General features: G+C 29.5%; 13 protein-coding genes. 2 read left to right on the top strand and 11 right to left on the bottom strand.

Features of this window, described 5'->3' with window-relative positions:
• Window positions 1–231: transposase (locus BLV37_RS10115; protein WP_143031502.1), on the top strand; the 231-nt coding region annotated here is incomplete at its 5' end.
• A gap of 126 nt (window positions 232–357) precedes the next feature.
• On the opposite strand, the gene BLV37_RS10110 is transcribed toward BLV37_RS10115, so the two are convergent.
• Window positions 358–1,248 (bottom strand): YicC/YloC family endoribonuclease, encoded by an 891-nt coding sequence (locus tag BLV37_RS10110; RefSeq protein ID WP_342026613.1) that lies wholly within the window; start codon window positions 1,246–1,248, stop codon window positions 358–360.
• Window positions 1,249–1,655: 407 nt separating this feature from the next.
• Between BLV37_RS10110 and BLV37_RS10105 the strand changes: the two genes are divergently transcribed.
• Complete coding sequence (locus tag BLV37_RS10105) at window positions 1,656–3,431, top strand: Rqc2 family fibronectin-binding protein (protein WP_091730866.1); 1,776 nt, start codon at window positions 1,656–1,658, stop codon at window positions 3,429–3,431.
• A 55-nt stretch (window positions 3,432–3,486) separates the two neighbouring features.
• On the opposite strand, the gene BLV37_RS10100 is transcribed toward BLV37_RS10105, so the two are convergent.
• From BLV37_RS10100 to BLV37_RS10055, 10 genes are all read right to left on the bottom strand, one after another.
• On the bottom strand, window positions 3,487–4,404 hold the full coding sequence (locus BLV37_RS10100; protein WP_091730863.1) for an RluA family pseudouridine synthase: 918 nt from the start codon (window positions 4,402–4,404) through the stop codon (window positions 3,487–3,489).
• 13 nt (window positions 4,405–4,417) lie between these two features.
• Window positions 4,418–4,873 carry a signal peptidase II gene (gene lspA, locus BLV37_RS10095; RefSeq protein ID WP_091730861.1) on the bottom strand — a complete coding sequence of 152 codons (456 nt, stop codon included), beginning with the start codon at window positions 4,871–4,873 and terminating at the stop codon, window positions 4,418–4,420.
• A gap of 96 nt (window positions 4,874–4,969) precedes the next feature.
• Window positions 4,970–5,632 (bottom strand): TraR/DksA C4-type zinc finger protein, encoded by a 663-nt coding sequence (locus tag BLV37_RS10090; protein WP_091730858.1) that lies wholly within the window; start codon window positions 5,630–5,632, stop codon window positions 4,970–4,972.
• 8 nt (window positions 5,633–5,640) lie between these two features.
• Window positions 5,641–5,922 (bottom strand): DUF5665 domain-containing protein, encoded by a 282-nt coding sequence (locus BLV37_RS10085; RefSeq protein ID WP_091730855.1) that lies wholly within the window; start codon window positions 5,920–5,922, stop codon window positions 5,641–5,643.
• A 434-nt stretch (window positions 5,923–6,356) separates the two neighbouring features.
• Window positions 6,357–7,175: a bifunctional 3-deoxy-7-phosphoheptulonate synthase/chorismate mutase gene (locus tag BLV37_RS10080; RefSeq protein ID WP_091730852.1), complete on the bottom strand. Its 819-nt coding sequence runs from the start codon at window positions 7,173–7,175 to the stop codon at window positions 6,357–6,359.
• 161 nt (window positions 7,176–7,336) lie between these two features.
• The gene (locus BLV37_RS10075) at window positions 7,337–7,807 is read right to left on the bottom strand and encodes a DivIVA domain-containing protein (RefSeq protein ID WP_091730850.1); all 471 of its coding nucleotides are present in this window, start codon (window positions 7,805–7,807) and stop codon (window positions 7,337–7,339) included.
• A 15-nt stretch (window positions 7,808–7,822) separates the two neighbouring features.
• Window positions 7,823–8,614: a YlmH family RNA-binding protein gene (locus BLV37_RS10070; RefSeq protein ID WP_091730847.1), complete on the bottom strand. Its 792-nt coding sequence runs from the start codon at window positions 8,612–8,614 to the stop codon at window positions 7,823–7,825.
• Between the two features lie 6 nt (window positions 8,615–8,620).
• Window positions 8,621–8,887, bottom strand: a complete 267-nt coding sequence (locus tag BLV37_RS10065) for a YggT family protein (RefSeq protein WP_208975246.1) — start codon at window positions 8,885–8,887, stop codon at window positions 8,621–8,623.
• Window positions 8,888–8,903: 16 nt separating this feature from the next.
• The gene (locus BLV37_RS10060; RefSeq protein WP_244270518.1) at window positions 8,904–9,353 is read right to left on the bottom strand and encodes a cell division protein SepF; all 450 of its coding nucleotides are present in this window, start codon (window positions 9,351–9,353) and stop codon (window positions 8,904–8,906) included.
• 12 nt (window positions 9,354–9,365) lie between these two features.
• On the bottom strand, window positions 9,366–10,034 hold the full coding sequence (locus BLV37_RS10055; RefSeq protein ID WP_280140137.1) for a YggS family pyridoxal phosphate-dependent enzyme: 669 nt from the start codon (window positions 10,032–10,034) through the stop codon (window positions 9,366–9,368).
• Window positions 10,035–10,051 lie beyond the last annotated feature (17 nt).

Genomic DNA, 10,051 nt, shown 5'->3' with positions numbered 1-10,051 from the left:
TTTAATGCCAAGACCACTAGAATGTCAAAGAGAGGTTCAAAATTACTTCGTTATGCCTTAATTAACGCTGCTTGGAATGTTTCACTTAACAACAAAACATTCAATGATTACTTTATGCTTAAAAAGTCTCAAGGTAACAACCATTATGCAGCTCTTGGTCATGTTGCTCATAAGTTGGTACGTGTTATCTTCAAAATTCTTAAAGATAATGTCGCTTTTAATTTAGACTAAATCAAATTTATTTTAAAGCCTATATCTAATAGGTTTATTTAAGCGTGCCCTTTTTTGGATAATTATTTATTTACATATTTTCAAACATTTTTACTTGACATTTCATAGTTGGTCTCCTTATTCTACTTATTCAATATTTTGAATTTGCTCTCTTATTTTTTCAACCTCACTTTTTAATTCTACTACATAATTTGTTATAGTTATGTCTCCAACTTTTGAGCCTATTGTATTTACTTCTCTGTTCATTTCCTGGATTAAAAAGTCTAATTTTCTGCCAACAGAGCCTCCTGAATCTAAGGTATCAATAAATTGGTTTATATGACTATATAATCTTACTATTTCTTCATCGATATTGCTTTTGTCAGCATAAAAAGCCACTTCATTTGCAAGCTTGTTCTCATCAATTTCATATTTTTCTTCTAGTAACTCGTTAATTCTATTCCAAAGCTTCTCTTTATATTCTAAAACTATTTCTGGAGCTCTTTTTTCAATTTCTCCTACTATCTTGTTTATGTTAAGAAGCTTAGCCTTAATGTTATTTGACAATTCTAGTCCTTCTTCTTCTCTCATAAAAATTAAATTTTTCAGCGCAATATCTACAGCATCCTTTAAGCATAGCCAAATCTCATCTTCATCTTCTTCTTTTTTGTTAGTCTTTAATATATCTGGAAACCTAGTAAATAACTCAATTGAATATTCACTATTGACACCTATTTCCTCACACAAAAGATCTATCGCTTTTTTGTATGATTTAGCAAGAGGTAAATCAACCTTCACTTCTATATCTCCCTCGCTAACATATTCCAAGTTAATATACGTTTCTACTCTACCTCTAGTAATAACATTTCTAATTTGTTTTTTTATCTTTTCTTCAAGATAGCCTATATGCTTAGGCATCTTTACTATGGTATCATTATATCGGTGGTTAACTGACTTTATTTCTACAGTAAAGCTTCTGATGCCGTCATTTTTTTCTCCTCTACCAAAACCAGTCATGCTCTTTATCAAGTTTCTCATCCTTCCCAAACTATTATAATCAATTTTACCATAAAATACACCTGTGTCAATGACCATAACACGTTCAATCTATTATTATAACTATTTTTCTTTGGCTAACTTGTAATTATCTTTACAGATTTTTTAATAGATTTTACTATGTATGTTATTTGACTAATTCACATTTATCCCTTTGTTTTGTTACAAAATCTTAACAATTCATTTGATTATTTGTTCTAATTATGTTATCTTTAACAAATGATTTAAATAATTTATCTTAATATAAATATAATAGTTAGCATGTATATAGAATAAAACAATTGAGAAATAAAATAATACTATTCTTTGATATGAATTTAAAGTAGAACTTTCCTATTCGTTATAAAAAATGTTATACTTAAAAAAACATTATTTGGAGGCGTTATTCTATGTCTTTTGATGGAGTAGTAGTTAAGTCTGTAGTATTTGAGCTATATAATCTATTAAACAATGGTAGAATAGAAAAGGTTCATCAACCAGAAAAAGATGAATTAATTCTAAGCATAAGAAGCAATAATGCGAACTATAAGCTTTTAATTTCTGCAAGTAGCAGTAATCCTAGGGTTTATGTAACTGAAGAAGCAAAATCTAATCCCATGACACCTCCTATGTTTTGTATGCTACTTAGAAAGCATATACAGGGGGGGAAAATTATTGATATATATCAGTCTTCAATGGATAGAGTATTGTACTTTGATATACAAAGTTTAGACGAGTTGGGAATATTAGCAACTAAAACACTTATTGTGGAAATCATGGGTAAACATAGTAATATAATATTGATCGATAAATATTCGGGTAAAATTATTGATTCTATTAAGAGAGTCCCTGCATCCTTAAGCAGCATTAGACAGGTTCTGCCTGGACTTCAATATATTGAACCACCTTTACAGGATAAACTTTTACCTAATGATATAACTAAAGATATTTTTATCAAGCTAATAAAAAATTCTGAGAGAGGAATGGCTGTCTATAAGGTTCTATATAGTAATATAATTGGACTAAGTCCTTTGCTTGCGAGAGAAATTTGCCACCGAGCTAATCTAGACGGTAGCTTTATTGTTTCTCAATTAGACACTAATATGATTGAGGATTTATATGCTTCTTTTAATAATTTGTATGTGAGCATATACAATAATATATTTTCTCCTACAATAGTAAAAAATAAGGAAGGCCATGAAATCATAGCTTTTTCCACAGTCGACATACTTCAATATGGTGATCTTCCAAAGGTTCACTATAAATCAATAAATCAGCTTTTAGAAAATTATTATATGACTCGAGACAAATTAGACAGATCTAAACACAAAGCAAGTGATTTAAGAAAATCAGTATCTATTAAGCTTGATAGAGCTCTCAACAAGCTTGCAAAGCAAAAAGAAGAGCTTCTTGAAGCAGAAAAAAGAGAAACTTTTAAAATCTTTGGAGACTTATTGACAGCTAATCTCCATAAAATAGCAAAAAAGCAAAGTGAAATTACATTAGAAAATTATTACACAGAAGAATTAGAAAAAGTTAGCATTACCCTCGATCCCCGATTGTCTCCAATTCAAAATGCACAAAAATATTATAAAAAGTACAACAAACTGAAAAATGCTTATGACCTTGTAAGTCAACAAATAGTTAATACTCAGGAAGAGGTTGATTATTTAGAAAATGTGTTAATGAGCCTTGAAAATTGTACAGAGCTGAGAGAAATTGAGGAAATAAGAGAAGAACTAGTTAGTGAAGGTTATGTTAAAAGATCATCTATAAAAGGAAAAAGAAAAGAGAAGGTGGATTCTTCTGTTCCTCACCATTTTATTTCTTCTGATGGATATGATATTTTTATTGGGAAAAACAATAAGCAGAATGATTATCTAACATTAAAACTTGCTAATAAAGATGATATATGGATGCATACTAAAAACATTCCAGGTTCTCATGTGATAATAAAGAAAAAAGATAATCTGGTTCCTCAAAACACTATAGTAGAAGCTGCAAAGCTTGCTGCTTATCATAGCAAGGCCAAGCTATCTAGTAATGTTCCTGTCGATTATACAGAGAGAAAAAACGTTAAAAAGCCTAGTGGTTCTAAGCCAGGCATGGTTATATATGATTTTTATAATACTGTATATGTCACTCCTGAAAAGGAGTTAATTAATAAACTTAATAAAATACAATAATAGAGGGCTGGTAAAATACCAGCCCTAAAATATCACTGAATAAAATAAATATTGCTTACTTAGCGAGCTTTTTTAATATATGAATGATTTCCATAAAATGTTTAGGTAAAACAGAATCAAACTCTAGATATTCTTTAGTTCTTGGATGAATAAAGCCAATGGTTTTAGCATGCAACAGCTGTCCATTTGTATTAAATTTTTGGTTTTTTCTTCCGTAAACAGGATCTCCAGTTACAGGATGGTTAATATAATTCATATGAACTCTTATCTGATGTGTTCTCCCAGTTTCAAGCTTTGCCTGGATTAGAGTATATTGCCCAAACCTTTCTAATACCTTAAAATGTGTAACAGCTTCTTTACTATTAGAATCAGTTACAGTCATTTTTTTTCTGTCTATAGGATGCCTGCCTATTGGAGCATTTATAGTTCCATTTTCTTCTTTTATATTCCCATCTACTATTGCATTGTAGATTCTATTAATAGTATGTTCTTTTAATTGTTTTGATAATTCTTCATGGGCTAAATTGTTTTTTGCAATCATTAATATTCCAGAAGTATCTTTATCTATTCTATGTACTATACCGGGTCTAATTATTCCATTTATATTTGATAAGCTATTTAAATGATATAATAAAGCATTCACTAAAGTCCCACTATAATTTCCTGGTGCAGGATGGACTACCATACCCTGTGGCTTGTTTACTATAGCTATATCATCATCCTCATAGATAATTTCAACGGGAATATTTTCAGGTTCTATGTCGAGTTTTTTAGGCTTTGGAAGGTGAACTTTGATGTGATCTCCCTCATTAACTATATATTTTGCCTTCACAACTTTGTTATTTACCTTTACTAATTCATCTTTTATCAACTTTTGAATATATGATCTTGAAAAATCACTTATTTCTTGTGATAAATAAACATCAAGTCTTTCATTATCTTCTTCATCAACAAATATCTCCAGTATTTCCATAATAACACTCTTTCTAATTTTCGTATTTATTAAAAATCACTAGGTACATCAGTATAATTGTCCCAATTACGATAAAACTATCAGCTAAATTGAATACTGGAAAATCATAAATTCCCCAAAAGTTCACATCTACAAAATCTACTACGTATCCTAACCTTATTCTATCAATAAGATTCCCGACAGCTCCTCCAATTACCATTGCAAGGGCTAGCTTCATAGAGAAGGTTAAGTTTGTGTTTGTTTTCATATATACAACAATCCCAATTATTACTACCAATGTCATAATGACAAAAAACACTTTCTTGTTCTGTAGTATGCCAAAAGCTGCACCAAAATTTTCTACATAATTGAGCTGTAAAAAATTTCTTATTATAATAATAGGCTCGTTTCCTTTTAGCATTTTTATTGCGTAAAATTTAGTTAATTGATCTAGAAAAATAATAAATAAGCTTATTGCTGCGTATAACATTTTATGCCTCCCTAACAATAGTATATATATTATTGTAAAGTATTAGTCGTCTTTTTACAATAAGGAGCTAAAAATAAGACTAGATTTAAATCTAGTCTATTTATAAGAGCTATCTTTTTCATTAGATTCTTTTAATTGCTTTTTATAATACTCTTCTGATATTCCTTCAACTTCTTCGACAACTCCATGTTCAATATCATCAAAAACACCTTGATGATCACCAGTTGAGAAAGAAGGGTCATTAGATATTTCATTAAATTTTAAAACAGATTGTAAGCTATCTTCACCATCAAACTCCACTTTATCTTTAGGTGAAAAATCATTATTAGAGCTTCCAAAGGGAAATCCTATATTTTCTTCTTCCTGAGGACGAAGTTTCATTTTTCCATTTATATGTGTCTTGTCTTTAGAACATTTTATGCATACTTCAGTATACGGAAGTATTTCAAGTCTTTCTTCATCTATTTCTTGACCACAGTCTATGCATATACCATAGTTATTATCCTCTATTCTTTCTAGAGCTCTATTGATTTCATTAAGAATATGTCCTTCGCTACTTTTTAAACTCATACTATGTTCCATCATAAACATTTCTGTTCCTAGGTCAGCAGGATGGTTATCGTACATAGATAATTCATCAAAATAATCTTGCATTGAGCTATTTGGATTGTTTGCATCCATTAGATTCAATGTGTTAAGTACATCTCTTTTTTCTTTAATAAGCATGTTTTTAAAATACTTTAGCTTTTGTTTTTCCATTTTTCCTCCTATAATCTTTTTTGAACAATCCTTACTATTTCAGCAATAAAATCACCAATTAATGGGATGTTCCAGGAAATTATTTTCTGTAATAAATATATGGCTACTGCGCCAAGTATGGTAAAGCCTATGGCCATACCAAATCCCCTAGCTAATCCTCCTAAAAAATTAACATAAAGTAATCTCTTCTTATTATTTACAAAATCCACGTATTCATGTATCTTTGACTTCTCAATATTATCAACTAATTCTTCTAGTCTTTTTTCTAGTTCTTTGTTTTTTTCAGTCATAAAATACCCCCTTATAAAGGTTTATAATATATAGTATTATTTCTATTAGCTCTTTATAATGCATTACTAATATATATTATAATATATATTTATATTTATTACCCCAAAATATGAAAAGCTTCATATTAATCTAACTAAAGTTAGTTAATCTTGAAGCTTTCTTAATGTTTATAAAATATAACAAATCATATTAAGTGAAAAAAGCTAGAACTAAATAGAAAAAAAGCAAGTTATTTTTCTTATATTTCGCTCCCCATATTTGTGTTAAAAGAATGAAAAAAAACAATAAATAATCTGCATATTCTTTCTCTTCAAAGCTAAGCACCTGAACCACCTCTATTCCATAATACATTCATATGATTATACAAATTATTACAGCTTAATTTAATGTATTTATATTATATATTATGGATTATAAACAGATTAGGTGCATTTTAGCAGTTAAATCTATCGATGCATCCTCTTAAAGCCTTAATATTCGAAAGAATTTCTTTCATTTCATTGAAGTTTAATGATTGTTCACCATCAGACAAAGCCTCACATGGGTTTGGGTGCACTTCAATCATAACACCATCTGCTCCTATAGCAACAGAAGCTCTTGTAACTGGTTTAATTAACTCTTTTCTACCAGTTCCATGGCTAGGATCTATTATAATAGGAAGATTTGATAATTCTTTGATTATAGGGACTACAGACAAATCAAGTGTGTTCCTAGTATATTCCTCAAAAGTTCTTATTCCTCGCTCACATAATACTATTTTATCATTACCTTCAGAAGCAATATATTCAGCTGCCATTAACCACTCTTTTATAGTTGAAGCCATTCCTCTTTTTAAAAGTACAGGTTTATCAAATTTACCTACCTCTTTTAAAAGAGCAAAATTTTGCATATTCCTTGAGCCTATCTGAAATATATCAATAAAATCATAAGAAGCTTCTAAGTCCCTTGGATCCATAATTTCCGAAACAATCTTCATATTGTTTTTCTCTCCTGCCTTTTTAAGAAGCTTAAGACCTTCTAAACCTAACCCTTGAAAGGCATATGGAGACGTTCTAGGCTTAAATGCTCCACCTCTAAGTATTCTTATATCCATACTGCCTAAGGTTTGTGCAGTCAATTCAATTTGTTCTTCACTTTCAACAGAGCATGGACCAGCTATAACCGTAAATTCATCTCCTCCAATTTTAATGCCATTTCCTAAATCAATTATTTTTTTACCTCTTTCATCATTTTTTATCTTAAATATTTCCATTAATATTCCTCCAAAGCATGTATCTAAATATATTTATATTTTTTACTAATCAACTGAGTAATATAAATTATTGCTTTACTTCATTGTTTCCTACTATATTATATAACCATAGATAGAAGTGTCAAGCAAAAAAGGATACGTAATATACATATCCTTTTCAATCATTCTTTGTCACCTTCTATTCCTAAATCTCTGTAATGATCATTTAAAGATTCTAGCTGGGATTGAAGTAGCGTTTTAAACCTAGTCTTAAACACTAGCATGTCTTTTTTAAGGATTTCATAATCTTCATGTGTTTTAAGTGCCTCAGCTTTTGCATCTTCAATTATTCGCTTAGCATTTTCTTCCGCTTCTTTAATAATAAGCTCTGCATTTTTCCTAGCGTTTATTTTTACTTCCTCAGCTGTTGTTTGCGCAACTACAAGAGTATTTTGTAAAGTTTCCTCAATTTTATTATAATGCTTTAATTGGTCATTTAGTAAAGCTATTTTATCTTTTAACTCAATATTTTCCTTATATATGTTCTCATAATCCATCATAATTTCATCAAGAAAAGAATCAACTTCCGTTTCCTTATAGCCTCTTACTCCTCTTTTAAACTCTTTATTTTGAATGTCAAGTGGTGTGAGCATAATATCTTGCCCCCTTTACATAATTATTTTTACAATAACTTTAATCCTATCCTTTTTAGTTTTCCCAAGATTTCCAATAATTTTTGTTCTCCCAAATCCCCTTATAGATAATAAGTCTCCTTCGCAGACTTCCTTTGAAATAGTATCTATTGTCTGCCAGTTTACTTTAACGTAACCATTCCTTACTAAAGATGAACTTTTATCTCTTGATAAATTGCATATGGCACTTACAAATGCATCTAGCCTAAAGGATGGTACAATAATATTTTTTTCAATATACTCTTCTTCTACTTCAATTAATTGGGATGTGTTAATTTCTGTAATTGTTATTGGTTCTTTATTTATCATTTCTAGATTATATTTGATATAAGGAGCTATCTCCTGTAATACAACTATATTTCCATATTCTTTATGTATTAGAATATCACCTATTTTTTCTCTTTTTATTCCAAGGCTCATTAATGCGCCGAGGTAATCTCTATGATTTAACTCTCTAAATTTAAAGCTCCCATCGATTCTCAGTGCTATTATGGGCAGCTCGATACTGTTTTTTTCTAAATATGCAGGATAAATAACAATAGATTTTCTTTCAGCACTTTCTAATCCTCCTTCCTCAAAGTAGCATACCTCATGAAACTTATTTAAAAATGAATGGCATAGCTTTCTTTGATAAGGATCAAGGAAATCAGTGTACTCTACAGAATGATTGCTAACTACTCTTTCTAGCTTATCTATCACTTTTCTCATAACTAAAAGCTGTTCAGCATCTTTTATGTGTTCTATTAATAAGTTCTTATCAATATTCATAATATATTACCTGATAAAAGCATTTACTACATTAGATAGAAGTGACAAGAATAGTAATGCTAATAAGGGAGAAAAATCTATCATTCCTGTATCTATATTTAGTCTTCTAATAAGTTTTCTAAAAGGCTCAAGTATAGGCTCTGTTACTTGAAAAACAAATGATACTATAGGACTGCTCATGTCCCTAGCTATAAAAGACAATATAGCTCTAATGAAAATAAGTATTTCTATAATATAAATTAACTTTTCTAAAGCTACTCTTAAAACACTCAACCTATCCACCTCTTAACTATTTTTGCCAAGGAAAAAGTCCTTTATTCTTTAATTCTTCCTTTAATCTAGAATCAATTTCTACGTTACTTGGTGCTAATATAAATATATCTTTTGAAACTTTTTGTATATTCCCATCTAAGGCATAGATAGCTCCATTTAAGAAATCAAAAATCTGTTTTTTTTCTTCAGTCTCCATTTTTTCTAAATTAACTACTATGAGCTTTCTCACCTTTAAATCCTCTACGATCTTTGGTGCTTCCTCATACTTTAATGGTTCATATACAACTAGCTTAACATTAGTATTAGTATGAATATTTAAAACCTTATTTTGTCTTGAAAGACTTCTTTTAGGATCAATTTCAATCTCTTCATTACCTGTATCTTGCTGAATTTCATTTTCTTCCATATCATCTAATCCAATTATATATTTGACCTTGTTTATAAATTTACTTGTCATATCTGCCATTTTTTATCCCCCTTATTCTCTTTTTCCAAAAATACCTGTACCTATACGAATAATATTTGCACCTTCTTCTAAAGCAATTTCAAAGTCATTAGTCATTCCCATAGATAGATATTTCATGTCGGTATTTTTCAACCCTATTTCTTTTATACATTCAAATAAGATTTTTAAATCTCTAAAAACGCATCTTACTTCCTCAGGCTCTTCTACATATGGTGCTATTGTCATTAAGCCTTTTATTTTTATTCTATCTAATTCTCCAATAGACTTAATAAAAGGAATGACTTCTTCCTTTTTAAGTCCAAACTTTGAATCTTCCTCAGCTATGTTAACTTGAACTAGTACGCTTATGTCAATGTCCTTTTCTTCTGCCCTTTTTTGTATTTCTTTAGCCAAGCTGATTCTATCTAATGAATGTATCATATGAACCTTATCTATAATATGCTTTACCTTATTGGTTTGAAGATGTCCTATCATATGCCATTTAGCTTCTTTATTTACGAGCTCATACTTTTTTTGTATTTCTTGAACTCTATTTTCTCCAATATGAGTTACACCTAATGATATAGCCTCATTAATTTTATCAACAGCTATTGTCTTCGTAACTGCAACTAGATTAATATAATCAGAGCTTAATCCTTTTTGGGCAGTATTTTTAACTATAATTTCTCTAATATTTTCTATATTTCTTTTAAGATTAA

The sequence above is a fragment of the Proteiniborus ethanoligenes genome (assembly GCF_900107485.1).
GTDB classification, from domain to species: Bacteria; Bacillota; Clostridia; order Tissierellales; family Proteiniboraceae; genus Proteiniborus; species Proteiniborus ethanoligenes.
The sequence above is the reverse complement of the archived record's forward strand: the minus strand, read 5'-3'. Positions and strand labels throughout refer to the sequence as shown.

Coding starts and splice junctions, on each gene's coding strand:
- BLV37_RS10070 (WP_091730847.1), bottom strand. CDS start 8,614: ATGAATATTGATAAGAACTTATTAATAGAACACATAAAAGATGCTGAA.
- BLV37_RS10110 (WP_342026613.1), bottom strand. CDS start 1,248: ATGAGAAACTTGATAAAGAGCATGACTGGTTTTGGTAGAGGAGAAAAA.
- BLV37_RS10100 (WP_091730863.1), bottom strand. CDS start 4,404: ATGGAAATACTGGAGATATTTGTTGATGAAGAAGATAATGAAAGACTT.
- BLV37_RS10080 (WP_091730852.1), bottom strand. CDS start 7,175: ATGGAAATATTTAAGATAAAAAATGATGAAAGAGGTAAAAAAATAATT.
- BLV37_RS10060 (WP_244270518.1), bottom strand. CDS start 9,353: ATGGCAGATATGACAAGTAAATTTATAAACAAGGTCAAATATATAATT.
- lspA (WP_091730861.1), bottom strand. CDS start 4,873: ATGTTATACGCAGCAATAAGCTTATTTATTATTTTTCTAGATCAATTA.
- BLV37_RS10105 (WP_091730866.1), top strand. CDS start 1,656: ATGTCTTTTGATGGAGTAGTAGTTAAGTCTGTAGTATTTGAGCTATAT.
- BLV37_RS10075 (WP_091730850.1), bottom strand. CDS start 7,807: ATGCTCACACCACTTGACATTCAAAATAAAGAGTTTAAAAGAGGAGTA.
- BLV37_RS10090 (WP_091730858.1), bottom strand. CDS start 5,632: ATGGAAAAACAAAAGCTAAAGTATTTTAAAAACATGCTTATTAAAGAA.
- BLV37_RS10085 (WP_091730855.1), bottom strand. CDS start 5,922: ATGACTGAAAAAAACAAAGAACTAGAAAAAAGACTAGAAGAATTAGTT.